Origin of the sequence: Streptomyces sp. WM6378, from assembly GCF_001279695.1 — a bacterium.
Lineage (GTDB): Bacteria > Actinomycetota > Actinomycetes > Streptomycetales > Streptomycetaceae > Streptomyces.
Genome location: NZ_LGDD01000292.1, coordinates 27,184 through 50,633 on the forward strand (window position 1 = coordinate 27,184; position 23,450 = coordinate 50,633).

General features: G+C 71.2%; 25 protein-coding genes. 19 read left to right on the forward strand and 6 right to left on the reverse strand.

Annotated features, from left to right (window positions below):
* Positions 1–48: 48 nt before the first annotated feature.
* The 4 genes from ADK54_RS23275 (at position 49) to glmM (ending at position 4,414) form a co-directional block, all read left to right on the forward strand.
* Positions 49–1,671 carry an ABC-F family ATP-binding cassette domain-containing protein gene (locus ADK54_RS23275; protein ID WP_053727624.1) on the forward strand — a complete coding sequence of 541 codons (1,623 nt, stop codon included), beginning with the start codon at positions 49–51 and terminating at the stop codon, positions 1,669–1,671.
* A 274-nt stretch (positions 1,672–1,945) separates the two neighbouring features.
* The gene (gene rplM / locus ADK54_RS23280) at positions 1,946–2,389 is read left to right on the forward strand and encodes a 50S ribosomal protein L13 (protein WP_053727625.1); all 444 of its coding nucleotides are present in this window, start codon (positions 1,946–1,948) and stop codon (positions 2,387–2,389) included.
* Positions 2,390–2,431: 42 nt separating this feature from the next.
* Positions 2,432–2,950 carry a 30S ribosomal protein S9 gene (gene rpsI, locus ADK54_RS23285; RefSeq protein WP_053727626.1) on the forward strand — a complete coding sequence of 173 codons (519 nt, stop codon included), beginning with the start codon at positions 2,432–2,434 and terminating at the stop codon, positions 2,948–2,950.
* Positions 2,951–3,055: 105 nt separating this feature from the next.
* Entirely contained in the window at positions 3,056–4,414 is a 1,359-nt protein-coding gene (gene glmM, locus ADK54_RS23290; RefSeq protein ID WP_053727627.1) for a phosphoglucosamine mutase, read from the forward strand.
* Between the two features lie 90 nt (positions 4,415–4,504).
* Here the strand turns inward: glmM and coaA are convergent, their stop codons facing one another.
* The 5 genes from coaA to ADK54_RS23315 form a co-directional block, all read right to left on the reverse strand.
* Positions 4,505–5,494 (reverse strand): type I pantothenate kinase, encoded by a 990-nt coding sequence (gene coaA, locus ADK54_RS23295; protein ID WP_053727628.1) that lies wholly within the window; start codon positions 5,492–5,494, stop codon positions 4,505–4,507.
* Between the two features lie 134 nt (positions 5,495–5,628).
* The gene (locus ADK54_RS23300; protein WP_053727629.1) at positions 5,629–6,753 is read right to left on the reverse strand and encodes a hypothetical protein; all 1,125 of its coding nucleotides are present in this window, start codon (positions 6,751–6,753) and stop codon (positions 5,629–5,631) included.
* A gap of 288 nt (positions 6,754–7,041) precedes the next feature.
* On the reverse strand, positions 7,042–7,497 hold the full coding sequence (locus ADK54_RS23305; RefSeq protein ID WP_159047879.1) for a hypothetical protein: 456 nt from the start codon (positions 7,495–7,497) through the stop codon (positions 7,042–7,044).
* A gap of 297 nt (positions 7,498–7,794) precedes the next feature.
* Positions 7,795–7,989, reverse strand: a complete 195-nt coding sequence (locus ADK54_RS23310) for a DUF397 domain-containing protein (RefSeq protein WP_053727631.1) — start codon at positions 7,987–7,989, stop codon at positions 7,795–7,797.
* Between the two features lie 13 nt (positions 7,990–8,002).
* Complete coding sequence (locus ADK54_RS23315) at positions 8,003–8,854, reverse strand: Scr1 family TA system antitoxin-like transcriptional regulator (RefSeq protein ID WP_053727632.1); 852 nt, start codon at positions 8,852–8,854, stop codon at positions 8,003–8,005.
* A 244-nt stretch (positions 8,855–9,098) separates the two neighbouring features.
* Here ADK54_RS23315 and ADK54_RS23320 point away from each other — a divergent pair, with 244 nt between their 5' ends.
* From ADK54_RS23320 to ADK54_RS46825, 10 genes are all read left to right on the forward strand, one after another.
* Complete coding sequence (locus ADK54_RS23320) at positions 9,099–9,569, forward strand: ATP-binding protein (RefSeq protein WP_063802039.1); 471 nt, start codon at positions 9,099–9,101, stop codon at positions 9,567–9,569.
* Positions 9,570–9,940: 371 nt separating this feature from the next.
* Positions 9,941–11,788 carry a glutamine--fructose-6-phosphate transaminase (isomerizing) gene (gene glmS, locus ADK54_RS23325; protein ID WP_053727634.1) on the forward strand — a complete coding sequence of 616 codons (1,848 nt, stop codon included), beginning with the start codon at positions 9,941–9,943 and terminating at the stop codon, positions 11,786–11,788.
* 4 nt (positions 11,789–11,792) lie between these two features.
* Positions 11,793–12,161: a holo-ACP synthase gene (locus tag ADK54_RS23330; RefSeq protein ID WP_053727635.1), complete on the forward strand. Its 369-nt coding sequence runs from the start codon at positions 11,793–11,795 to the stop codon at positions 12,159–12,161.
* A gap of 311 nt (positions 12,162–12,472) precedes the next feature.
* Entirely contained in the window at positions 12,473–13,900 is a 1,428-nt protein-coding gene (locus tag ADK54_RS23335; RefSeq protein ID WP_053727636.1) for a bifunctional ADP-dependent NAD(P)H-hydrate dehydratase/NAD(P)H-hydrate epimerase, read from the forward strand.
* Positions 13,901–14,245: 345 nt separating this feature from the next.
* Positions 14,246–14,755, forward strand: coding sequence for a hypothetical protein (locus tag ADK54_RS46180; RefSeq protein WP_053727637.1), 510 nt, complete (start codon positions 14,246–14,248; stop codon positions 14,753–14,755).
* A gap of 183 nt (positions 14,756–14,938) precedes the next feature.
* Positions 14,939–15,904 carry a L,D-transpeptidase family protein gene (locus ADK54_RS23345; protein ID WP_234392171.1) on the forward strand — a complete coding sequence of 322 codons (966 nt, stop codon included), beginning with the start codon at positions 14,939–14,941 and terminating at the stop codon, positions 15,902–15,904.
* A gap of 76 nt (positions 15,905–15,980) precedes the next feature.
* On the forward strand, positions 15,981–17,126 hold the full coding sequence (gene alr, locus ADK54_RS23350) for an alanine racemase (RefSeq protein WP_053727666.1): 1,146 nt from the start codon (positions 15,981–15,983) through the stop codon (positions 17,124–17,126).
* A 15-nt stretch (positions 17,127–17,141) separates the two neighbouring features.
* Positions 17,142–18,377 (forward strand): alpha/beta fold hydrolase, encoded by a 1,236-nt coding sequence (locus ADK54_RS23355; RefSeq protein WP_053727638.1) that lies wholly within the window; start codon positions 17,142–17,144, stop codon positions 18,375–18,377.
* A complete protein-coding gene (gene tsaE, locus ADK54_RS23360) occupies positions 18,346–18,855 on the forward strand; it encodes a tRNA (adenosine(37)-N6)-threonylcarbamoyltransferase complex ATPase subunit type 1 TsaE (RefSeq protein ID WP_053727639.1) in 510 nt (169 codons plus the stop codon). Before ADK54_RS23355 ends, tsaE begins: the two co-directional genes overlap by 32 nt.
* A gap of 152 nt (positions 18,856–19,007) precedes the next feature.
* On the forward strand, positions 19,008–19,184 hold the full coding sequence (locus ADK54_RS46825) for a hypothetical protein (protein WP_199827021.1): 177 nt from the start codon (positions 19,008–19,010) through the stop codon (positions 19,182–19,184).
* Between the two features lie 47 nt (positions 19,185–19,231).
* Here ADK54_RS46825 and ADK54_RS23365 read toward each other — a convergent pair whose 3' ends face one another.
* Positions 19,232–19,780: a hypothetical protein gene (locus ADK54_RS23365; protein WP_053727640.1), complete on the reverse strand. Its 549-nt coding sequence runs from the start codon at positions 19,778–19,780 to the stop codon at positions 19,232–19,234.
* Between the two features lie 145 nt (positions 19,781–19,925).
* Between ADK54_RS23365 and tsaB the strand changes: the two genes are divergently transcribed.
* From tsaB to ADK54_RS23390, 5 genes are all read left to right on the forward strand, one after another.
* Positions 19,926–20,579, forward strand: coding sequence for a tRNA (adenosine(37)-N6)-threonylcarbamoyltransferase complex dimerization subunit type 1 TsaB (tsaB, locus tag ADK54_RS23370; protein WP_053727641.1), 654 nt, complete (start codon positions 19,926–19,928; stop codon positions 20,577–20,579).
* 20 nt (positions 20,580–20,599) lie between these two features.
* Entirely contained in the window at positions 20,600–21,073 is a 474-nt protein-coding gene (gene rimI, locus ADK54_RS23375) for a ribosomal protein S18-alanine N-acetyltransferase (RefSeq protein ID WP_199827022.1), read from the forward strand.
* Entirely contained in the window at positions 21,073–22,176 is a 1,104-nt protein-coding gene (gene tsaD, locus ADK54_RS23380; protein ID WP_053727643.1) for a tRNA (adenosine(37)-N6)-threonylcarbamoyltransferase complex transferase subunit TsaD, read from the forward strand. The genes rimI and tsaD overlap by 1 nt, the downstream gene beginning before the upstream one ends.
* The gene (locus tag ADK54_RS23385) at positions 22,173–22,424 is read left to right on the forward strand and encodes a hypothetical protein (protein WP_053727644.1); all 252 of its coding nucleotides are present in this window, start codon (positions 22,173–22,175) and stop codon (positions 22,422–22,424) included. The genes tsaD and ADK54_RS23385 overlap by 4 nt, the downstream gene beginning before the upstream one ends.
* Positions 22,425–22,537: 113 nt before the next feature.
* Positions 22,538–23,380: a polysaccharide deacetylase family protein gene (locus tag ADK54_RS23390; protein WP_053727645.1), complete on the forward strand. Its 843-nt coding sequence runs from the start codon at positions 22,538–22,540 to the stop codon at positions 23,378–23,380.
* Positions 23,381–23,450 lie beyond the last annotated feature (70 nt).

Here is a 23,450-nt window from a genome sequence, read left to right on the forward strand (position 1 = left end):
TCTTAATTCGATTGTTCAGGGGGGCAGGGCCTGCGCGACAATCCGCCCATGGGACATCTTGAGGCTGCACATCTGGAGTACTACCTGCCGGACGGGCGGGTGCTGCTCGGCGACGCCTCGTTCCGGGTGGCGGAGGGCTCGGTGGTGGCCCTGGTCGGCGCCAACGGGGCCGGCAAGACGACACTGCTCCGCATGATCTCCGGCGAGCTCCAGCCGCACGGCGGCTCGGTGTCGGTGAGCGGCGGGCTCGGCGTGATGCCGCAGTTCGTGGGCTCGGTGCGCGATGAGCGTACGGTGCGTGACCTGCTGGTCTCCGTCGCGCAGCCGCGGATCCGGAAGGCCGCGGCCGAGGTGGACGCGGCCGAGCACCTGATCATGACGGTCGACGACGAGGCCGCGCAGATGAAGTACGCGCAGGCCCTCAGCGACTGGGCCGAGGCGCACGGGTACGAGGCCGAGACGGTCTGGGACATGTGCACCATGGCCGCCCTCGGGATGCCGTACGACAAGGCCCAGTTCCGCGAGGTGCGCACGCTCAGTGGCGGCGAGCAGAAGCGGCTGGTGCTCGAAGCGCTGCTGCGCGGGCCCGACGAGGTGCTGCTCCTGGACGAGCCGGACAACTATCTGGACGTGCCGGGCAAGCGCTGGCTGGAGGAGCGGCTGCGGGAGACCCGTAAGACCGTGCTGTTCGTCTCGCACGACCGGGAGCTGCTCTCGCGGGCCGCCGAGCGGATCGTGAGCCTGGAGCCGAGCCCCGCCGGGACGGACGTGTGGGTGCACGGCGCCGGATTCGGCACGTACCACGAGGCGCGCCGGGAGAGGTTCGCGCGCTTCGAGGAGCTCAAGCGGCGCTGGGACGAGGAGCACGCCCGCCTGAAGGCGCTGGTGCTGCGGCTGCGCAACCAGGCCGCGATCAGCCCGGACATGGCCTCGCGCTACCACGCGATGCAGACCCGCTTCAAGAAGTTCGAGGAGGCGGGCCCGCCGCCGGAGCCGCCGCGCGAGCAGGCGATCACCATGCGGCTGCGCGGTGGACGTACCGGTGTCCGCGCCCTGACCTGCGAGAACCTTGAGCTGACCGGCCTCATGAAGCCGTTCTCGCTCGAAGTCTTCTACGGCGAGCGGGTCGCCGTCCTCGGCTCCAACGGCTCCGGGAAGTCGCACTTCCTGCGGCTGCTCGCGGGGGATCCGTCGGTGGCGCACACCGGGAACTGGAAGCTGGGCGCGCGGGTCGTGCCCGGGCACTTCGCGCAGACCCACGCCCACCCCGAGCTGCTCGGGCGCACGCTCGTCGACATCCTGTGGAGCGAGCACGCCAAGGACCGCGGGGCCGCGATGTCGGTCCTTCGCCGCTACGAGCTGGAGCGGCAGGGGGACCAGCCCTTCGACAAGCTGTCCGGCGGCCAGCAGGCCCGCTTCCAGATCCTGCTCCTGGAGCTCGCCGGCACGACGGCGCTGCTGCTCGACGAGCCGACGGACAACCTCGACCTGGAGTCGGCGGAGGCCCTCCAGGACGGTCTGGAGTCGTACGACGGCACGGTGCTCGCCGTCACCCACGACCGCTGGTTCTCGAAGACGTTCGACCGCTATCTGGTCTTCGGCTCGGACGGCGTGGTGCGCGAGACGGCGGAGCCGGTGTGGGACGAGCGACGGGTGGAGCGGGCGAGGTAGTGCGTTTGTGCAGGCCAGGGCCCGATGTGGCGGAATTCGGCCAGGTCGGGCCCGGGCGGTTTTGACCCGCCTGGGGGCGCCCGGGTATCGTTCAGGTTTGTTATGCGTATTGGCTCGGTCGTTCTCACGCGAAGAGCTCTTGCGCAAGTTCTCTGGAGCAGTTACCAGTGACTCGCATACGGGCAGCGTCCCCGGCACTGTGAGTCCCAGCTGCATGATCGCTTCAGGGTGCAGTGTGTTTGGACCCCATCCACTAAGAAGCGAAGGCTACGAAGTGCGTACGTACAGCCCCAAGCCCGGCGACATCACTCGCCAGTGGCACGTCATTGATGCCCGGGACGTCGTCCTGGGTCGTCTGGCGACCACCGCCGCGAACCTCCTCCGGGGCAAGCACAAGCCCGTCTATGCGCCCCACATGGACATGGGTGACTTCGTCATCATCATCAACGCCGACAAGGTTCACCTGTCCGGCAACAAGAAGACCCAGAAGATGGCCTACCGCCACTCCGGCTACCCGGGCGGCCTCCGCTCGGTGCGCTACGACGACCTCCTGGCGAACAACCCGGAGAAGGCCGTCGAGAAGGCCATCAAGGGCATGATCCCCAAGAACACCCTGGGCCGTCAGATGCTCTCGAAGCTGAAGGTCTACTCGGGCGACCAGCACCCCCACGCTGCCCAGCAGCCGGTGCCGTTCGAGATCACCCAGGTCGCGCAGTAGTTCCGGCCACCCCCTAAGACGTAAAGAAATCTGAGGAGAATCGTGGCCGAGACCACCGTCGAGACCCCGCTTGAGGGCGACGAGACCTACGCCGAAGTGACCACCTTCGAGTCCGAGGTGCCCGTCGAGGGCGAGTACACCTCCGAGTCGATGGCTTCCCGCTTCGGTGACCCGCAGCCGGCCGCCGGCCTGGGGCGTCGCAAGAACGCCATCGCCCGCGTCCGGATCGTTCCGGGCACCGGCAAGTGGAAGATCAACGGGCGTACGCTCGAGGACTACTTCCCGAACAAGGTCCACCAGCAGGAAGTCAACGAGCCCTTCAAGGTGCTCGAACTCGACAACCGCTACGACGTCATCGCCCGCATCTCGGGTGGCGGCGTGTCCGGTCAGGCCGGCGCCCTGCGCCTCGGCGTGGCCCGTGCGCTGAACGAGGCTGACGTGGACAACAACCGCGGCGCCCTCAAGAAGGCCGGCTTCCTCTCCCGCGACGACCGTGCGGTCGAGCGCAAGAAGGCCGGTCTCAAGAAGGCCCGCAAGGCTCCGCAGTACAGCAAGCGCTAAATCCGCGCCTGCCTGTACGGCTTTCGTTCGCCCCGGCAGCACTTCTCTGTGCTGCCGGGGCGTTCGTCTATCTACCCCGCACTTTGAGGTTTTCGGAGGACAGACGTGGGACGACTCTTCGGCACGGACGGCGTGCGCGGTGTCGCCAACTCGGATCTGACGGCTGAGCTCGCGCTCGGCCTGTCGGTCGCGGCGGCGCACGTGCTCGGCGAGGCGGGGACCTTTGAGGGGCATCGGCCGACCGCCGTGGTCGGTCGTGACCCCCGGGCGTCGGGAGAGTTCCTGGAGGCCGCGGTCGTCGCGGGTCTCGCGAGCGCGGGCGTGGACGTCCTGCGGGTCGGTGTGCTGCCCACCCCCGCGGTGGCGTACCTCACCGGCGTGCTGGGCGCCGACCTCGGCGTGATGCTCTCGGCCAGCCACAACGCCATGCCGGACAACGGCGTCAAGTTCTTCGCGCGCGGCGGCCACAAGCTCGCCGACGAGCTGGAGGACCGCATCGAGTCGATCTACGAGCAGCACCGCACGGGCGAGCCGTGGGAGCGCCCGACCGGCGCCGGCGTGGGCCGCGTCCGCTCGTACGACGAGGGCTTCGACCGCTACGTCGCGCACCTCATCGGGGTGCTGCCCAACCGTCTCGACGGCCTCAAGGTCGTCCTGGACGAGGCGCACGGCGCGGCCGCCCGGGTCTCGCCGGAGGCGTTCACGCGGGCCGGCGCCGAGGTCGTCACGATCGGTGCCGAGCCGGACGGGCTCAACATCAACGACGGCTGCGGCTCCACCCACCTCGACCTCCTCAAGGCGGCCGTCGTGGAGCACGGCGCCGACCTCGGCATCGCGCACGACGGCGACGCCGACCGCTGCCTGGCCGTGGACGGCGCGGGCAACGAGGTCGACGGCGACCAGATCCTCGCGGTGCTCGCCCTCGCCATGCGCGAGGCGGGCACGCTGCGCGGCAACACCGTCGTCGGCACCGTCATGTCCAACCTGGGCTTCAAGATCGCCATGGAGCGCGAGGGCATCCAGCTCGTCCAGACCGCGGTCGGCGACCGCTACGTCCTGGAGTCGATGAAGGAGCACGGGTACGCGCTCGGCGGCGAGCAGTCCGGCCACGTGATCATCCTGGACCACGCGACCACCGGTGACGGCACGCTGACCGGCCTCATGCTGGCCGCCCGCGTGGCCGCTACCCGCCGTCCGCTGGCCGACCTCGCCGGGGTCATGGAGCGCCTGCCGCAGGTCCTGGTCAACGTCCCCGACGTCGACAAGTCCCGGGTGTCCACCTCCGCCGAGCTCGGCGCGGCCGTCGCCGAGGCCGAGCGCGAGCTGGGCGCCACCGGCCGGGTGCTGCTCCGCCCCTCGGGCACCGAGCCGCTGGTCCGCGTGATGGTCGAGGCCGCGGACATCGAGCAGGCCCGCTCGGTGGCCGGCCGCCTGGCCGACGTCGTCAAGTCGGCGCTGGGCTGAGGGAGTTGGTGCTTGCGCCGGTCCGCCCTGTGAGGGTGGGCCGGCGCTTTCGCGTTTCCGGAATTTGGGGCTGCCGTCGACCGGCACAGGTCAGAGCTTACGGAGCGAGATCTTCTGGATCTTGTGGTCGGGGCCCTTGCGCACGACGAGGGTGGCGCGGCCGCGCGTGGGCGCCACGTTCTCCACCAGGTTGGGCCGGTTGATGGTGCGCCAGGTCGTCCGGGCGTAGTCGAGGGCCTCCTCCTCGGAGACCTGGGTGTACTTGCGGAAGTACGAGAACGGGTTCTGGAAGGCGGTCTCGCGCAGCTTGCGGAAGCGGTTGAGGTACCAGGTCTCGATGTCCTCGGTGCGCGCGTCCACGTACACGCTGAAGTCGAAGTAGTCCGCGAGGCCGACCCGGGTGCGGCCGTCCTGGCCGGGCAGGGCGGGCTGCAGGACGTTGAGGCCCTCCACGATCAGGATGTCCGGGCGGCGCACGACGAGGCGCTCGTCCGGCACGATGTCGTAGATCAGGTGCGAGTAGACGGGCGCGGTGACCTCGTCCTTGCCCGCCTTGATGTCGGCGACGAACCGGGTCAGGGCCCGGCGGTCGTACGACTCGGGGAAGCCCTTGCGGGACATCAGGCCGCGCCGCTGGAGCTCGGCCATCGGGTACAGGAAGCCGTCGGTGGTGACCAGCTCGACCCGGGGGTGCTCGGGCCAGCGGGCGAGCAGCGCCTGGAGCAGCCGTGCCACGGTCGACTTGCCGACCGCCACGGAACCGGCGACCCCTATGACGAACGGGGTGCCGTGCTGGGTGCCGTGCCCGTTGCCCGCGTCGCCCAGGAACGTGTTGAGGGTGCCGCGCAGATTGGCGGTGGCCCCCACGTACAGGTTGAGCAGCCGGGACAGCGGCAGATAGATGTCGCGCACCTCGTCGAGGTCGATGACGTCACCGAGCCCGCGCAGCCGCTCGACCTCGTCGGCGGTCAGCGGCAGCGGCGTCTTGTCGCGCAGGGCGCTCCACTCTGCGCGCGTCAGGTCCACGTAGGGAGTCGCCTCCGGCTTGCGGTGGGCGCTCCGTGGCGGCGAAGTGATCACGGGTCCATTGTTGCGGCTGTATGACCTGCGTGGGGGGTGGGGTGGGTCACTCGGCCTCCCCCTCCGTCCTGAATCCGGACGGAGGGGGAGGCGTACCGGACGGCGGGCCCCCTGGGGAGCCCGCCGGACAGGCCCTAGGGCAGGGACCACCAGTTGACCTGGAGGTCGGAGTCGTCGGTGATCACGAAGGCGTAGGGGCGTTGCGCCGCGTTCGGGTTGTCCTGGACCGTGATCGCTTCACCGGGGCGCTCGATGACGCGGCCCGCCGGGGTGCCCTGTGCGGCCCAGTTCCAGGCCTTGCCGTCCCACCAGTTCACATACAGCTTGGAGTCGTCGCCGATGACGAAGACGTAGGGGCGGCTGAAGGCGTTGGGGTCGTCCTTCATGGTGACGGTGCCCACGGAGTCGAGGATGAGCCGACCGCTGGGGGCGCCCTGGGCGCTCCAGTTCCACTTTGCGCCGTCCCACCAGTTCACGTAGAGCTTCGAGTCGTAGCCCTGGACGAAGACGTACGGCCGCTCCACCGCGGTGGGGTTGTCCTGGACGCTGATGACTCCGGCGCCCTTCTTGACCGGCTGGCCCGACGGCGCGCCCTGGTCGCTCCAGTTCCATTTGGAGCCGTCCCACCAGTTGACCCATACCCGGGAGTCGTCGGTGATCACGAAGGCGTACGGGCGGGTGAAGGCGTTCGGGTTGTCCCGCATGGTGGTGACGCCGAGAGGGCGGGAGATGGTGCGGCTGGGCGGCGTGCCCTGGTCGCTCCAGTTCCATTTGGAGCCGTCCCACCAGTTGACCCACAGCCGGAAGTCGTCGGTGATGACGAAGACGTACGGCCGCTGCGGCGCACTGGGATTGTCCTGAACCGTGACGACCCCGGCACCTTCACGTACCAGGCGGCCGCTGGGGGTGCCCTGGTCGCTCCAGTTCCACTTGGCGCCGTCCCACCAGTTCACGTACAGCTTCGAGTCGTCGCCGATGACGAACGCGTACGGCCGCTGCGCCGCGTTCGGGCTGTCCTGGACCGTGACCGCGCCGACCTTCTCGATGATGCTGCGCCCGCTCGGCGCGCCCTGGGCACTCCAGTGCCACGCCTTGCCGTCCCACCAGTTGACGTGCAGCTTCGAGTCCAGGCCACGTACGAAGACGTACGGCCGCTGGGGTGCCTGCGGATCATCTTTCATGGTGACTGCGCCGGCCGTGGCCCGGACGCCGACCGTGCTGGTGGGCCTCTGCTGGTCGTTCCACTGCCATGAACCCATCGGGTTTCCCTCTCCGGCCCGCGGCCCGGCGTGACACCGGCGGGGCATGCTGAGGCGTGCTCCAAGGACCCGGCACCGCGGACGGCGGCACCGGGAGGCGACAGGGACGGGGTCCGGCCGGAGTCCCGCACGGGTTGCGTGGGCGCACACTCTGGCACCGCGTTCCACGGCCTGTCACCACCGCGCGAAGGAAGGTGACGCTCCGCAGAACCGATCCGGACACGGCGGGGCTTCTCGCCCTGCCCCATGGGCAACGCGCGCCCCTTGCGCAGGGGCGAGCGAGGGGGTTCACGGGAATGCCATCAAGTCCGGTTCTGCGTCGCCGCGTTGATGTTTCGGATCACACCAGTCGGTGGACGTCAGGCAGAGGAACATGGCCGGTCGTACGGTCCATTCGGCGATTTCTCCGGTGTGGAGGCGGAGGGTGAATCCGACGGATTCGCCGAGTCCGAGCAGGGCGCGGGCAGAAATGAATCCCTCGTCGGCCCATTGGACGGCCCGGCGCGATTCCTGAGGGGTCATGGCGAATACGTGGCCGGCGCGCAGGTCGAGGCGCAGCGCGCGGATAGCCCGGGACGCCGTGTCCAGTACGGCGCTTCGGACCAGGCGGGGTGTCTTGTCCTCGGCGGCCCGGTAGAGCAGAACCTCGTACAGGTACCTGTGCTGGATACGGGCCTCTGCGAGGGCCGGGCCCGGTGGAGCCACCCCGCTGGCTCGCTCTGATGGTGCGCGCAGTGAGTGCATGGGCCGCCCTCCAGTGCGAGGTCGGGGCCGCCCTCTCTCTCCCCCGCCAACCGTCAGGCGGGGGAGAGGACGACCGCTGGCGACTCTCCCCCAACAGGCTTGATGGCGTGGAGAGTTGAGCCGCGCGGGGCTGTCGTTCCGCACATGCGCCCGGCGCGGTATCGCCCTGCGACCGTAGCGCTGGCTACAGATGCGTATCAACTGTTTGACGTCTAACGAGTGAGACGGCATATGCCAACTCGTTGTACGGCAAGCGGAAGCCCCCCGTCATCAGGCGGGGGGCCGGTGGGAGCGGGGCTACTTCACGAAGTGGTCGAACTCGTTGGCCTGGGCGCCCAGCAGGAAAGCGCGGAGCTTCTCCCGGCTGGTGCGCACGATCACGTTGCCGTTGTCGCTCTCGCGAAGCAGGATCTCGTCGCCGACTTCTGCGATCTCCAGGCAGTTGCCCTCCGAGTCCGTCGAGAACGAGGACTTTTGCCACGTTATTTCCACTGTCTCCACGCCTTCATGCTTGTTGTGCGATTCCGTGAATGAAGTCTCGCGACTTGGCCGGGGCCAACGATCGCTCTTCGGTGCGGTCGAGTACGGCTCGGTAGTTGGCGAGAAGGGTTTCGGCGTCCAGGAACGCCGGGCCTGTTGGGGTGTCCATCTGCACCGTATCGAGCTGCGGCACAAGGCCATAGACGTAGAGGGTGGAACTCCCCGCGTTCGGGAACCCGCCGACCGCGAACGGGATCACGCGCACGATCACGTTGTCGCGCTCGGACTCCTTGAGGAGGTGGTCGAGCTGTGCGCGGGCGACCTTTGGGCCGCCGTACTGCATGCGCAGCGCGGCTTCGTGGATGAGGAAGGTGCAGTGCAAGGGCTGGGAGCGATCGAGTACGTCGCGACGCTTGAGGCGGTGTGACAGGCGAGTGCGCAGGTCGACCGGGCTCAGCGGTGGCACCGCCTCCTCGAACACGGCACGGGCGTACTCCTCGGTCTGGAGCTGTCCGGGTACGTGCATGATCGTGACCCCGCGCAACCCGGCCGCGTTCGCTTCGAGTTCGGCCAGATCGAGTGCGCCGCTCGACAGCCGTCCGCGGTAGTCGTCCCACCAGCCCTTGACGCGTTCCTCCGCCATGGCGACCAGCGCCTCGACGTACTTGGGATCGGGGCACTGGTAGAGGGCGGCCCAACTGCGAACGCGGTCACCGCTCAAGCCGAACCGTCCCGATTCGCTGTTGCTGATCGTGGTGCGATCCGTCCCCAGGAGCCCAGCGGCGTCGGTGAGCTGTAGGCCGGCGTGCTCGCGCATCTTTCGCAGCTCTGCACCCAACCGGCGTTGCCGTGCGGTCGGAACCTTCCTCGGCGGCATCTGGTTCCCCTTCTGTCGGCCCCCAGTGTGGCCCCGTACCGCAATGGTGGTCCACAAGTTCCATGGTTTAGCTGAATAGGTACAACAGGTGAGACGGGTGCGCTACCTTCGTTCCAGCACCGCTTCGCTATGCCGGACGGCCGAAGTGCAGCCGCTGCGCGCCTAGTTGAGGCGTTCCTGGGGGCGGCCATCGCCACGGTCCGCCGGCAACGCGCGAGCTACAGCCGCGTTGGGAGAGAACGCAATGACGATCGCAGCCTTAACGCCTCCCGCACCACCCGACACCGCCTCGACCAGAACCCACCGCCTCTCTACCGCCAACCGGGACACGGCCGCCCGTGAGGTCCGTTCCATGGTGTGCGCCCTGCTCGGCGCGACCGGGCATGCGGGGCTCACGGAGTCCGCGGCCCTCTGCGTGAGCGAGGTGGTGGGCAACGTGCACCGGCACACCCGCTCCCCGTTCGTGCACGTCGTCGTGACGCTCGCCGAGGGGTACGTCGTGATCCACGTGCACGATGCCGAGCCCCAGAAGGAGCCGTGGGCAAGGGAGTTGACCGAGGTGCGGCAGCTCGCTGACGTCCCCGTGGGCGGCTATGGGCTGTGCATCTTGCAGCAGCTCACGGACGGGTGGGGCGTGACACGGTACGGCGGAATGTTCCCCGAATCCAAGGCCGTGTGGTTCCGCCTCGACGACGGCGGGAGGGGCGCGGCGTGACGCGGCTCGATCGCGAGGCGGGGCGTCGGGTGCGCGGGCCTGGGTGACGAGGCGTCAGGTTCAGCGCCGCGCGGCGCGTGTCGGGCTGCGTTCTGCGCCACACCTGCGCCGCGACACCGCTGGAAGCGGGGGAGCCGCCCGTTCTCGTGGCAAGGTGGCTCGGTCATGAGGACCCGGACTTCACCCGCGGGTACGTGCGCGAGCGGACGCGGACGTACATGCGCGTGATGGCCGGACTCGGGCACTCGTGGCCTCGAAGCGCTCGATGCGTGGGTCGGCGGGAGTTGGAGCTCCCTGCCGGCTCCCAGCGGGTGTCAGGGGCGGTAAGTGACACCTTAAGTCGCTGGTCGGGCGGCCATGGAGGGGTTTCTATGTGCGGAATCGTGGGTTACGTAGGCGGGCAGTCGGCGCTCGACGTCGTCGTGGCGGGGCTCAAGCGCCTTGAGTACCGCGGATACGACTCGGCGGGCGTCTCGGTCCTCGCGGACGGTGGGCTCGCCGCGGCCAAGAAGGCCGGGAAGCTGGTCAATCTGGAGAAGGCGCTCCTGGAGGCGCCGCTGCCCGCCGGGTCGACCGGCATCGGGCACACCCGGTGGGCCACGCACGGCGGGCCGACCGACGCCAACGCGCACCCGCACCTGGACAACGCCGGGCGGGTCGCCGTCGTACACAACGGGATCATCGAGAACTTCGCCGCGTTGCGGGCCGAGCTCGCCGAGCGCGGCCACCAGCTCGCCTCCGAGACGGACACCGAGGTCGTCGCGCACCTCCTCGCCGAGTGCCACTCCTCGGCCGAGGACCTGGCCGAGGCCATGCGGCAGGTGTGCCGACGGCTTGAGGGCGCGTTCACGCTGGTCGCGGTGCACGCGGACGAGCCGGACGTGGTCGTGGGCGCGCGGCGCAACTCGCCGCTGGTGGTGGGCGTCGGCGAGGGGGAGGCCTTCCTCGCCTCGGACGTCGCCGCGTTCATCGCGCACACCCGCTCCGCGATCGAACTCGGCCAGGACCAGGTCGTCGAGCTGCGCCGGGACGGTGTCACCGTCACCGACTTCGACGGGGCGCCGGCCGAGACCCGGGCCTACCACGTCGACTGGGACGCCTCCGCCGCCGAGAAGGGCGGCTACGACTACTTCATGCTCAAGGAGATCGCCGAGCAGCCCAAGGCCGTCGCCGACACGCTGCTCGGCCGGATCGACGCGGCGGGCTCGCTGACACTGGACGAGCTGCGCATCCCCGACTCCGTACTGCGCGAGGTCGACAAGGTCGTCATCGTGGCGTGCGGGACCGCCTACCACGCGGGCATGATCGCCAAGCTGGCGATCGAGCACTGGACACGGATCCCGTGCGAGACGGAGCTGGCCAGCGAGTTCCGCTACCGGGACCCGATCCTCGACCGGCGCACGCTCGTCATCGCCATCTCGCAGTCCGGCGAGACCATGGACACGCTGATGGCGCTGCGGCACGCCCGCCAGCAGGGCGCGAAGGTGCTCGCGATCTGCAACACCAACGGGTCGACGATCCCGCGCGAGTCGGACGCGGTCCTCTACACGCACGCGGGCCCCGAGGTCGCCGTCGCCTCGACGAAGGCCTTCCTCACCCAGCTGGTGGCCTGCTACCTGGTCGCGCTGTACCTCGGGCAGGTGCGCGGGACCAAGTGGGGCGACGAGGTCCGGGCCGTCGTGCACGACCTCGCCGAGATCGCCACCGAGGTCGACCGCGTCCTCGAAACGATGGAGCCCGTACGGGAGTTGGCGCGCTCGCTCGCCGACAAGAACACGGTGCTCTTCCTCGGCCGGCACGTCGGCTACCCGGTCGCCCTCGAAGGCGCGCTCAAGCTCAAGGAGCTGGCGTACATGCATGCCGAGGGGTTCGCGGCGGGGGAACTGAAGCACGGCCCGATCGCGCTGATCGAGGAGGATCTGCCGGTGGTTGTGGTCGTTCCCTCGCCCCGGGGGCGGTCGGTGCTCCATGACAAGATCGTTTCGAACATCCAGGAGATCCGGGCGCGGGGGGCGCGGACGATCGTGATCGCGGAGGAGGGGGACGAGGCGGTGGCGCCGTACGCGGACCATCTGATCCGCATCCCGGTCACGCCCACGCTGCTCCAGCCGCTCGTGGCGACCGTGCCGCTCCAGGTCTTCGCGTGCGAGCTGGCCACGGCCCGGGGCAACGAGGTCGACCAGCCCCGCAACCTGGCCAAGTCCGTGACGGTGGAGTGAGCGCGTGATCATTGGTGTCGGGATCGACGTGGCCGAGATCGAGCGGTTCGGGGAGTCCATCGAGCGGACCCCCGCCATGCTCCAACGGCTGTTCGTGGAGGACGAGTTGATGCTGCCCAGCGGCGAGCGGCGGGGGGTCGCCTCGCTGGCGGTGCGGTTCGCGGCGAAGGAAGCCCTCGCGAAGGCTCTGGGGGCGCCGGCCGGGCTGTTGTGGACGGATGCGGAGGTGTACGTGGAGGGGAGCGGGCAGCCCCGGCTCCGGGTGCGCGGGTCCGTCGCCGCGCGGGCGGCGGAGCTGGGGGTTCGGCACTGGCACGTTTCGCTCAGCCATGACGCGGGGGTCGCTTCCGCGGTGGTGATCGCGGAGGGGTGAGTTTTCCCCTCCCCGCCCCTTCCCTGGACCCGCCGGGAATTGGTTGCCGGGTGCGGCCCGGTGGTCGTTCCTGGGGCTCTGCCCCAGACCCCGTATCGCGCCTTATGGGCGCTCGTCCTCAAACTCCCCCAAGGCCTTAAGGGCCAGGGGGGACCCCCATGACGGGCTGAAGATGCCCGCATCCCCCCTCAGCCACGTACGGTCCGCAGGCGACATGGGTTCTGGTGAGGGGCGGAGCCGGGGGCGCCGGGCAGGGCACCTCCACCCCCGGCGGGTTTCGGGGAGGGGCGGGGCGGGGGAGAGTTGGCGGCATGCGTACTGCCTACGACGTCGACACCGTTCGGGCCGCCGAGGGCGAGCTCATGGCCCTCCTCCCGCCCGGCGCGCTCATGCAGCGCGCCGCCGCCGGACTGGCCGCGGCCTGCGCGGACATGCTGGGCCGGGTCTACGGCGCCAGGGTCGTGCTGCTCGTCGGCAGCGGGGACAACGGCGGCGACGCCCTGTACGCGGGGGCCCGGCTGGCCCGCCGAGGCGCGGGCGTCAGCGCGGTGCTGCTCGCCCCGGACCGCGCCCACCCCGAGGGCCTCGCCGCCTTCACCCGGGCCGGCGGCCGCGTAGCCGACGACCCCTTCGAGGTCCTGGCCGTCGCCGACCTCGTACTGGACGGCATCACCGGCATCGGCGGCCGTGGGGGCCTGCGTCCCGACGCGATCCCGCTCGCCCGGGCGGCCCGCGGGTCCAACGCCGTCGTCGTCGCCGTCGACCTCCCCAGCGGCGTGGACGCGGACACGGGCGAGGTGCCCGGCGAGGCGCTGCGGGCGGATGCGACCGTCACGTTCGGGGCGTACAAGCCGGGGCTGCTCATCGACCCGGCGCGCGAGTACGCGGGGGCCGTGCGGCTCGTCCCCATCGGCCTCGACCTGCCCTCCGTCCCCGGCGTCGAGGCGCTCCAGCACGCCGACGTGGCGGACCTGTTGCCCACTCCGGCCGCCGAGAGCGACAAGTACCGGCGGGGTGTCGTCGGGGTCGTGGCCGGTTCGGCCCGCTATCCCGGCGCGGCGGTCCTCGCGGTCGCGGGCGCGCTGCGCGGCGGGGCCGGCGCCGTGCGGTACGTCGGGCCCGGCGGCGACGCGGTGATCGCGCGCTTCCCCGAAACCCTGGTGTCGGACGACTCGCCCGCGAAGGCCGGGCGGGTGCAGGCGTGGGTGGTGGGGCCCGGGCTGGGGGACGGTTCGGGCGTTGATGAGGTGCTCGACTCGGACGTGCCCGTCCTGGTGGACGCCGACGGGCTGCGCGGTCTCGACCCCGACGCGGTACGGGCCCGCCCGGCGCCCACCCTGCTCACCCCGCACGCGGGCGAGGCGGCCGCGCTGCTCGGGGTGCCGCGCGAGAAGGTCGAGGCGGAGCGGCTCGCCTCGGTGCGCGAACTGGCCTCGCGGTACGGGGCGACGGTGCTGCTCAAGGGCTCGACCACGCTGGTCGCCGACGCGGCCGGCCCGGTGCGGGTCAACCCGACCGGCACGCCGTGGCTGGCGACGGCGGGCAGCGGCGACGTGCTGTCGGGGCTTGCGGGCTCGTTGCTTGCGGCGGGGCTGCGGGCGAGGGATGCGGGGGCGGTGGCGGCGTACCTCCATGGTCTGGCCGGGCGCCATGCCTCGCAGGGGGCGCCTGCGACTGCGTACGGGGTGGTTGAGGCGGTGCCGGGGGTTTGGCGGGATGTTGCCGCGTCGGGCGGGTGAGGAGGGGCCCCACCCCGCCCTTTCCCGAGACCCTCCGGGGGGGGGGTGTCGTTCGGCTGCGGCCCAGTGGTCGTCCCCTGGGGCTCCGCCCCAGACCCCGTTCGCGCCTAAAGGGCGCTCGTCCTCAAACGCCGGACAGGCTGAAATGCTCCGGTGCGGGTCAGGGTCGACCCCGCTAGGGGCGCGGGGCTGTGACACGTGCGGCTCCGCCGCGTTGGGGGGAGCGACCAGCCATCCACGGCCCGCAGACCGAAGGGCGCCAGACCCCCAGCCCGCTGGGGCGGCTCGGACGTGCCCCGCGTGTGTGCACTCCCCTCCGCCGCCCCCGGCGGTTTCATGGCTCGCATGGACCACCCCCGCGTCACCCTGGAACCCGGCGGCATCGCCGCGCTGCTCCTCGGCCCTGCCGTCGTGCTCGTCCCCGCGCCCCCGGCCATGGCGGACGGGCTCACCGCCGTCGTCCGGCCCGTGCCCGCCGGCCTCGGGCCCGTCGAGCGGATCGCGGTGGTCGAGCGGGAGGTCGCCGTCGCCGAGGACGGTCAACTCACCTCCTCCGCAGGGCTGTTGAGGCTTGGTGAGGCGTCCTCGTACGCCGCGCAGGGCGAGGCCTGCACCCCGCAGCGCCTCGCCGAGGCCCTCCGGCGGCACCGCGGTGACCTGTGGAGCGCGCTCGCCGAGTTCGGGTACGTCGGCGGGCGCGGGGGCGGGGTGCAGGCGGCGGCCCTCGCGGCGGCGTTCGCCGTGGCCCCGGGCGGTCCGGAGCCCGCCGCCCCGGACCGGGTCTTCGCGAGCGTGGAGGAGTTCGCGGCCCGGTGCTGCGCCTGGCGGGATGCCCCGCCATCCACAGGTGGGTGAGGGCCTGGCCCGCCGCTCCCCACCGGGGCTCACCAGGGCAACCCCCGCCACCGGGTGACATCCGCCGCGCGGCTTCCGCGACACGCCCGGTGCCGGGGGTTCTCTGGGCCTATGAGACAAGCACAAATTCGTCAAAAACGTCAGAAGCCGCAGAAACGTCAGAAATGGGGGGCTTGCGGGCTGGTGGTCGCGGCCGCTCTCACGCTCGGGGCCGCCGCGCCCAGCACCGGCGTCCCGCTGCCCCCGCCACCCCGCCGTCTCGCGGCACCCGCGGCACCCGCGGCCCCCGTCCCGCCCGCGCCGGGCGACCCCGCCCCGGGCAACCCCGCGCCGCCCGCCCCTGGCGACCCCGCGCCGGGCAACACCACCACCGCCGAGGTCCTCGTCCCCGGTGAGGCGCTCGACCCGAAGGCCGGCCCCCTCGACACCCCCGACCAGGTGCTGCCCCCGCTCGTGTACCAGCCCGACGCCGCCGAGGACCGGCTCGAACCGGTTGCCGCGCCCGAGGAGACGTACCGGCTCATCGAGTACGTGCCGCAGAGCGAAGTGGCCGCCAAGCCCGGTAGTTGCACCGCCAAGGCCGGGCCGTATCAGCGGCAGATCGAGCAGTGGCTCGGGCTCAAGGTGGACGGGCGGCAGTCCTCGGCCGACTGTGACGCGATCCGCAAGTTCCAGCAGACGCAGGGGATTTCGCCGGCCATCGGGTTCGCCGGGCCGGTCACCTGGTCCCGGATGCAGTTCCTGTCCGCGCGCAAGAATCCCAACGCCGCGCACAACTGCCCCGCGAAGGCGCAGCGGGTGGCCTGCGTGGATCTGACGCGGCAGTTGATGTGGGTGCAGATGGGGAAGAAGGTGACATTCGGGCCCGTGCCCATCCGTAGTGGGCGGGCCTCGCTGCCCACCCGGGGCGGGTGGCACAAGGTCTACTGGCGGCACAAGAACCACTGGTCGACGATCTACCACCAGTCCATGCCGTACGCCCAGTTCTTCGACGGCGGGCAGGCCTTCCACGCCGTCTACCACAGCGTGTACACCTCGGAGGGCAGCCACGGGTGTGTGAACCTCAGCGTCGATGATGCGCGCAAACTGTGGGACGCCCTGCGCCAGGGCGACGGCGTCTACGTGTGGGGGCACCGCGAGGGCACCTGAGCCCGCCCCCGCCGGTGTGTCCTGCGGCACAATCCGAGTCCTCGTGCGCTCTGAGAGACTTGGCGCGATGACCGCGATGACTCAGTACCCCGCCGGGCGCGCCCGTGCCGAGATCGACCTCGGCGCGCTGCGCGCCAACGTCCGTACGCTGCGCGCCTGTTCGCCCGGCGCGCAGCTCATGGCCGTGGTGAAGGCGGACGCGTACGGGCACGGCGCGGTGCCGTGCGCCAGGGCGGCGCGGCAGGCGGGCGCCGCTTGGATCGGCACCGCGACGCCGCACGAGGCGCTCGCCCTGCGCGCGGCCGGCATCGAGGGCCGGATGATGTGCTGGCTGTGGACGCCGGGCGGCCCCTGGCGCGAGGCCATCGAGGCGGACATCGACGTCTCGGTCAGCGGCATGTGGGCGCTGCGGGAGGTCACCGACGCCGCCCGCGCCGCCGGACGTACCGCCAGGATCCAGCTCAAGGCTGACACCGGGCTCGGCCGCAACGGCTGTCAGCCCGCCGACTGGCCGGAACTCGTCCACGCGGCGCTCGCCGCCCCCGGGGTGGCGGTCACCGGCCTGTGGTCGCACCTGGCCTGCGCCGACGAGCCCGGCCACCCCTCGATCGCGGCTCAGCTCTCGGTGTTCCAGGAGATGACCGCGTTCGCGGAGAAGGCGGGCATCACCCCCGAGGTGCGGCACATCGCCAACTCCCCGGCCACGCTCACCCTCCCCGAATCCCACTTCGACCTCGTGCGCACCGGCATCGCCATGTACGGCATCTCGCCCGCGCCGGAGCTCGGCACCGCGCGCGAGCTCGGCCTGCGGCCGGTCATGACGCTGTCGGCCTCGGTGGCGCTCGCCAAGCAGGTTCCGGCGGGTCACGGCGTCAGTTACGGGCATCACTACGTCACGAAGAGCGAGACCACCCTCGGCCTCGTCCCGCTCGGGTACGCCGACGGCATCCCGCGGCACGCCTCCGGGCGCGGCCCGGTTCTGGTGGGCGGGAAAGTGCGTACCGCGGCGGGCCGCATTGCCATGGACCAGTTCGTGGTCGACCTTGAGGGGGACAAGGTCGAGCCGGGCGACCGGGCCGTGCTGTTCGGGCCGGGCGACCACGGGGAGCCCACGGCCGAGGACTGGGCGCGGGCGGCCGACACCATCGGCTACGAGATCGTGACGCGCATCGGTTCACGGGTGCCCCGCGTCTACGTGAATGAGTGTTCCGACGACGAGTAAGAGCGGAGCGGCACGGTGAGCGAGAGCAGCACGGGGGACGCCGTCGTATCCGCGGTCCAGGATGCCCAGTCCGCGGTGGGGAACTGGCGTCTTGCCGGGATCGCGGGCGCCGCGGTCGGCGTGGTCGCGGCGGGCGCCGCGGCAGGGGTCGCCATAGAGCGCCTCACCGTCGGGCGCGGCATGCGCAGAAAGGCGCGGCTCGCGCTCGACGCGTCCGGGCCCTACGGGTCGCTGCGGGGCATGCCCGGCAGGGCGGTCGCCGACGACGGCACGGTCCTCTACTACGAGACCGACGAGGTCGAGCCCGAGGCGGGCGCCAACGGCTCGCGCAAGCGCCGGCTGTTCGGGCGCAAGGTCCCGGCCCCGGTCACCGTGGTGTTCTCGCACGGCTACTGCCTCAGCCAGGACTCCTGGCACTTCCAGCGGGCCGCCCTGCGCGGAGTGCTGCGCACGGTGCACTGGGACCAGCGCAGCCACGGCCGCTCGGACCGCGGCAAGGCTCAGCGCGACGGCGTCCCGGTCGACATCGACCAGCTCGGCCGCGATCTGAAGGCCGTCATCGACGCGGCCGCGCCAAAGGGCCCGCTCGTCCTGGTGGGCCATTCCATGGGCGGCATGACGATCATGGCCCTGGCCGACCAGTACCCCGAACTGATCCGGGACCGGGTGGTCGGCGTCGGCTTCGTCGGTACGTCCTCGGGCAAGCTCGGCGAGGTCAACTACGGCCTTCCGGTGGCCGGGGTCAACGCGGTGCGCCGGGTGCTGCCGGGCGTGCTCAAGGCGCTGGGCTCGCAGGCCGAGCTGGTGGAGCGGGGACGGCGGGCGACGGCCGACCTGTTCGCGGGCATGATCAAGCGCTACTCGTTCTCCTCCAAGGACGTCGACCCGGCGGTGGCCCGGTTCGCCGAGCGGATGATCGAGGGCACCCCCATCGACGTGGTCGCGGAGTTCTACCCGGCCTTCTCCGAGCACGACAAGACGGCGGCCCTGGCGATCTTCGCGGAGGTCCCCGTCCTGGTCCTGGCCGGCGACCGCGACCTGGTCACGCCCAGCTCGCACAGCGAGGCCATCGCCGATCTGCTGCCCGACGCGGAGCTGGTCATCGTGCCGGACGGCGGGCACCTGGTGATGCTGGAGCACCCCGAGACGGTCACCGACCGCCTCGCGGACCTCCTGGCCCGGGTCGGCGCGGTGCCGCAGGCCGCTAACGTTGGGACGTATGGAAGCACCGCACAGCAGCCCGGCGGCTGACGCCGGCACCCGCATGACCCTCAACTCCCCTTCCGAAATGCAGGAGTTGGGCCGCCGCATCGCCAAACTGCTCCGCCCCGGCGACCTCGTGATGCTCACCGGGGAGCTCGGCGCCGGCAAGACGACCCTCACCCGCGGCCTCGGCGAGGGCCTCGGCGTGCGCGGCGCCGTGACGTCCCCCACCTTCGTCATCGCCCGCGTCCACCCCTCGTTGACCGGCGGGCCCGCCCTGGTGCACGTGGACGCGTACCGGCTCGGCGGCGGGCTCGACGAGATGGAGGACCTCGACCTCGACGTGTCGCTGCCCGAGTCCGTGGTGGTCGTCGAGTGGGGCGAGGGCAAGGTCGAGGAGCTGTCCGACGACCGGCTCCAAGTCCTGATCGACCGGGTCGTGGGCGAGACCGACGACGACCGCAGGATCGTCACCGTCACCGGAATCGGGCCCCGCTGGACCGGCGCCGGGGTGGAGGGTCTCTGAGGCCGCGGCCGGGTGCGGCTGGAGGGGGCCGTACATTCCGACAAGACGTCGGCAAAGTGTTGCGCCGGCTGCACCGGGCATGGTGACATGGAGACAGAGACCTGGTTAGGTTTACCTAACCGCGCCTTCTTCCGCAGCCCCAGGAGGCCGCCATGACCGTGCCGGAACGCGAAGCGAAGCCGCAGGCCCCGCGGGGCGTCCCGGTGCCGCTCGGGGTGTCGATACACGATCTGCTCGCCTCGTGCGCCGCGGCCACCGCCGTCTCGACCCCGCCGCGCGAGAGCGCCCCGGCGGCCGACGAGGGTGACGCGCGCAAGGACGCCGCTTAGTCCTATCGGGTGTTCGTCGGGTGTTCGTCGGGTGGGGCGCCGGCTGTTTACGGGACGACGACGACCTTCGAGTTGCGGGTCGCGAACGCCCACATCGCGTTGCCGTCCGTCCGCGTCATGCGGATCCCGCCGGCCTTCTTGTCCGTCTTGGGGCTCGTCATCGAGCCGTCCACCGCCGAGCTGAAGCCGATCGTCACGTTCTCGGTGATGGCGAACCGCACGACGTGCTCGACCATCACCCCGTCCGAGCCGGTGATCTTGCCGCCGGTGCGCGAGAGCACGGAGTAGGTGCCGGGCTTCGGGTTGATGGTGGACGGTACGACCGCGAAGGTCTTGGGCGTCTTCGTCACCCCTACCAGCCACACCCGCTTCGCGCCGAGCGCGTACACGACACGGACACCGGTGCCGGAGTTCGCCGGCACCGTGAGGTCGGGCTTGTTGGCGGGGGAGCCGGCGGGGGGCGCGTTCGACGGCGTGCCGGACGGGGACGCGCTCGTGCCGGGCGCCGCGAGCGCGGCCCGCGGGGGCGCGCTCGCCGAGGCCTGGTAGGCGAGGAAGCCGACCACCGCGAGAGCGGCCGCGGTCAGCCCGGCCACGAACCCCGTGCTGCTCCTTGCCACCTGGGCTTCCCCTTTCGTACGTACGTGCATGCCTACGGTCATACCTGCGGCTGACGGTAGCAGTAGGTGACGGCTTGGGCAGGACGCCGTGCCCCCGCCGCCGGGGTCGTAGGCTGTTCGCGTGCTCTTGCTCGCCGTTGATACCGCCACCCCAGCCGTCACCGTCGCCCTGCACGACGGCACCGCCGTCGTCGCCGAGTCCAGTCAGGTCGACGCCCGCAGGCACGGGGAGCTCCTGCTGCCCGCCGTCGACCGGGTGCTCGCCGAGGCCGGCCTGAAACTCGACGCCGTGACGGACCTGGTCGTCGGCGTGGGTCCCGGCCCCTACACCGGCCTCCGCGTCGGCCTGGTCACCGCCGCGACCTTCGGCTCGGTGCTCGGCGTCCCCGTCCACGGCCTGTGCACCCTGGACGGCCTCGCCTACGCCTCGGGCATCGAGGGCCCCTTCGCGGTGGCGACGGACGCCCGCCGCAAGGAGGTCTACTGGGCCAAGTACGACGACTTCCGTACGCGCGCGGGTGAGCCCGGCGTCGACCGGCCCGCCGACATCGCGGACGAGCTGAGCGGCCTGCCCGTCGTCGGCGCCGGCGCCCTGCTCTACCCGGACTCCTTCCCCGACGCGCGAGGCCCCGAGTACCAGTCGGCGGGCGCGCTCGCCGCCCTCGCCGCCGAGAAGCTCGCCGAGGGCTCGGCCTTCCTGCCGCCGACGCCGCTGTACCTGCGCCGCCCGGACGCGCAGGTGCCCAAGAACTACAAGGTGGTCACCCCCAAGTGACCCAAGCCGTACTGCGCGAGATGCGCTGGTGGGACATCGCGCCCGTACTCGACCTCGAACACGAGCTGTTCCCCGAGGACGCCTGGTCGGCGGGAATGTTCTGGTCCGAGCTCGCGCACGCGCGCGGGCCCGGAGCCACCCGCCACTACGTGGTCGCCGAGGACCCGCAGGGGCGGCTCGTGGGGTACGCCGGGCTCGCCGCGGCCGGCGGCCTCGCCGACGTGCAGACCATCGCCGCCGCCCGCGACCAGTGGGGCACCGGGCTCGGCGCCCGCCTCCTGACCGATCTGCTCAAGCACGCCACCGCCTTCGAGTGCGACGAGGTCCTGCTCGAAGTGCGCGTGGACAACACCCGGGCCCAGAAGCTCTACGAGCGCTTCGGCTTCGAGCCCATCGGCTTCAGACGCGGCTACTACCAGCCGGGCAACGTCGACGCGCTCGTGATGCGGCTGAACGTCCAGGAACACGTCCAAGGAACAGAAGAGACTGACTGATGGCTGACGAACCGCTCGTACTGGGCATCGAGACCTCCTGCGACGAGACCGGCGTCGGCATCGTGCGCGGTACGACGCTGCTCGCCGACGCCATCGCCTCCAGCGTGGACACGCACGCCCGGTTCGGTGGCGTGGTCCCCGAGTTCGCGTCGCGGGCCCACCTCGAAGCGATGGTGCCGACCATCGAGCGCGCCCTGAAGACCGCCGGGATCTCCGCGAAGGACCTCGACGGCATCGCGGTCACCGCGGGCCCCGGCCTCGCGGGCGCGCTGCTCGTGGGCGTCTCGGCCGCCAAGGCGTACGCGTACGCCCTGAACAAGCCGCTGTACGGGGTCAACCACCTCGCCTCGCACATCTGCGTCGACCAGCTGGAGCACGGGCCGCTGCCCGAGCCGACGATGGCGCTGCTCGTCTCCGGCGGCCACTCCTCGCTGCTGCTCGCCCCCGACATCACCGCCGACGTCCGCCCCATGGGCGCCACCATCGACGACGCGGCGGGCGAGGCCTTCGACAAGATCGCCCGGGTCCTCGACCTCGGTTTCCCCGGCGGCCCGGTCATCGACAGGCTCGCCAAGGAGGGCGACCCGAAGGCGATCGCGTTCCCGCGCGGCCTGACCGGCTCGCGCGACCCGGCGTACGACTTCTCCTTCTCCGGCCTGAAGACCGCCGTGGCCCGCTGGATCGAGGCCAAGCGCAACGCCGGCGAGGAGGTCCCGGTGCGCGACGTCGCCGCGTCCTTCCAGGAGGCCGTGGTGGACGTGCTGACCCGCAAGGCCGTACGGGCCTGCAAGGACGAGGGCGTCGACCACCTGATGATCGGCGGCGGCGTCGCCGCCAACTCCCGGCTCCGCGCGCTCGCCCAGGAGCGCTGCGAGCGGGCCGGGATCCGGCTGCGGGTGCCGCGGCCCGGCCTCTGCACGGACAACGGCGCCATGGTCGCGGCCCTCGGCGCGGAGATGGTGGCCCGGAACCGGCCCGCCTCCGACCTCGACCTCTCGGCGGACTCCTCGCTGCCGGTGACCGAGCCGCACGTACCGGGCGAGGCGCACGCGCACTCCCACGACCACGTGCACGAGGTCAGCAAGAAGAACCTGTACTCATGACCGTCGCGCTGATGTGGGAGGCCCGGGCGGTCGAGGGCCGCGGCGCCGAGCTCCTCGCCTGGGTGCGGGAGCGGGGTGTGGCCGGTTCGCCGCTGCGCCGCGAGGTCCTGTGCGCGCCCGGCGACCGGGTCCTCGTGATCACCTGGTGGGACGCGCCCTACGAGGCCGAACTGCCCGAACTACCGGATCCCGACGGGGAGTTGGTGGCCAGGCCGGTGCACCGCTGGCGCTTCGAGGCGGTCGGCTGAGCCGGCCGCCCCGGGCGGCGCGTGCCACTTCCTGATCGCGCAAGGCAACCTCGCAACCGTTTTCGGCATCAATCTATGAGCAGGTGATGGCCGAAACGGACGGGTAATTGAACATGGGCTGGCTCGTGCGCAAGAAGGCGGTCGGTGCGGCCGTCTTCGGACTTCTGATGGTCGCGGGCTGCTCGTCGGGCGGTGGATCGGGCAGCACGCCCTCCGCGTCCGCGCCGTCCGCGAACGACGGCGGTACGGCGTCCCCGAGCGCGGACGCGGCCGGAGCCGAGGCCGCGTACCGCAAGTGGGGGCTCAAGCCGTTCGCGGCGCCGCCCGCGCCCCCGGCCGAGAAGCCGGTCAAGGCGAAGCCCGGCGAGGTGCCGGTGGTGAGCGACATCCCCACCAAGGACAAGATCGTCTTCGTGACGTTCGACGACGGGGCCGAGAAGGACCCCAAGTTCGTCGAGATGATGAAGGACCTGAAGATCCCCTTCACGATGTTCCTGACCGACGACATCATCCGCAACGACTACGGGTACTTCAAACCGCTCCAGGAGCTCGGCAACTCCATCGAGAACCACACGCTCTCGCACCCCAACCTGCGCACGCTGGGCGAGGCCGCGCAGAAGAACGAGATATGCACCCAGGAGAAGAAGCTGGGCAAGGAGTACGGCAAGGCGCCCCGGCTCTTCCGGCCCCCGTACGGCAACTGGAACGAGAACACCCGGTCCGCCGCCAAGTCCTGCGACCTCCAGGCGATCGTGCTGTGGCGCGAGTCGATGCAGATCACGAACATGCAGTACCAGCGCGGTGACAAGAAGCTGCACCCGGGCGACATCATCCTGGCGCACTTCCGCGGCCCCAAGGAGCTCAAGGGCACGTCCATGACGGAGATGACCGCGAACATGCTCCGCCACATCCAGGAACAGGGCTTCACGGTGGCCCGCTTGGAGGACTACGTCTAGGGCCACGGGGTGCGTGGCCGACGCCGCGTCCATCGGCACGCGCCGCACCATCCATCAGTGAACAGCACGC

Excerpts from the sequence above, each read along its gene's own strand:
- ADK54_RS46180 (WP_053727637.1), top strand. The coding sequence starts at position 14,246 with ATGGACCACCCCCGCGTCACCCTGGAACCCGGCGGCATCGCCGCGCTG.
- tsaD (WP_053727643.1), top strand. The coding sequence starts at position 21,073 with ATGGCTGACGAACCGCTCGTACTGGGCATCGAGACCTCCTGCGACGAG.
- ADK54_RS23300 (WP_053727629.1), bottom strand. The coding sequence starts at position 6,753 with ATGGGTTCATGGCAGTGGAACGACCAGCAGAGGCCCACCAGCACGGTC.
- rimI (WP_199827022.1), top strand. The coding sequence starts at position 20,600 with ATGCGCTGGTGGGACATCGCGCCCGTACTCGACCTCGAACACGAGCTG.
- ADK54_RS46825 (WP_199827021.1), top strand. The coding sequence starts at position 19,008 with ATGACCGTGCCGGAACGCGAAGCGAAGCCGCAGGCCCCGCGGGGCGTC.
- ADK54_RS23305 (WP_159047879.1), bottom strand. The coding sequence starts at position 7,497 with ATGCACTCACTGCGCGCACCATCAGAGCGAGCCAGCGGGGTGGCTCCA.
- ADK54_RS23275 (WP_053727624.1), top strand. The coding sequence starts at position 49 with ATGGGACATCTTGAGGCTGCACATCTGGAGTACTACCTGCCGGACGGG.
- glmS (WP_053727634.1), top strand. The coding sequence starts at position 9,941 with ATGTGCGGAATCGTGGGTTACGTAGGCGGGCAGTCGGCGCTCGACGTC.
- ADK54_RS23390 (WP_053727645.1), top strand. The coding sequence starts at position 22,538 with ATGGGCTGGCTCGTGCGCAAGAAGGCGGTCGGTGCGGCCGTCTTCGGA.
- ADK54_RS23315 (WP_053727632.1), bottom strand. The coding sequence starts at position 8,854 with ATGCCGCCGAGGAAGGTTCCGACCGCACGGCAACGCCGGTTGGGTGCA.
- ADK54_RS23320 (WP_063802039.1), top strand. The coding sequence starts at position 9,099 with ATGACGATCGCAGCCTTAACGCCTCCCGCACCACCCGACACCGCCTCG.
- ADK54_RS23335 (WP_053727636.1), top strand. The coding sequence starts at position 12,473 with ATGCGTACTGCCTACGACGTCGACACCGTTCGGGCCGCCGAGGGCGAG.
- tsaE (WP_053727639.1), top strand. The coding sequence starts at position 18,346 with ATGGAAGCACCGCACAGCAGCCCGGCGGCTGACGCCGGCACCCGCATG.
- ADK54_RS23385 (WP_053727644.1), top strand. The coding sequence starts at position 22,173 with ATGACCGTCGCGCTGATGTGGGAGGCCCGGGCGGTCGAGGGCCGCGGC.
- alr (WP_053727666.1), top strand. The coding sequence starts at position 15,981 with ATGACTCAGTACCCCGCCGGGCGCGCCCGTGCCGAGATCGACCTCGGC.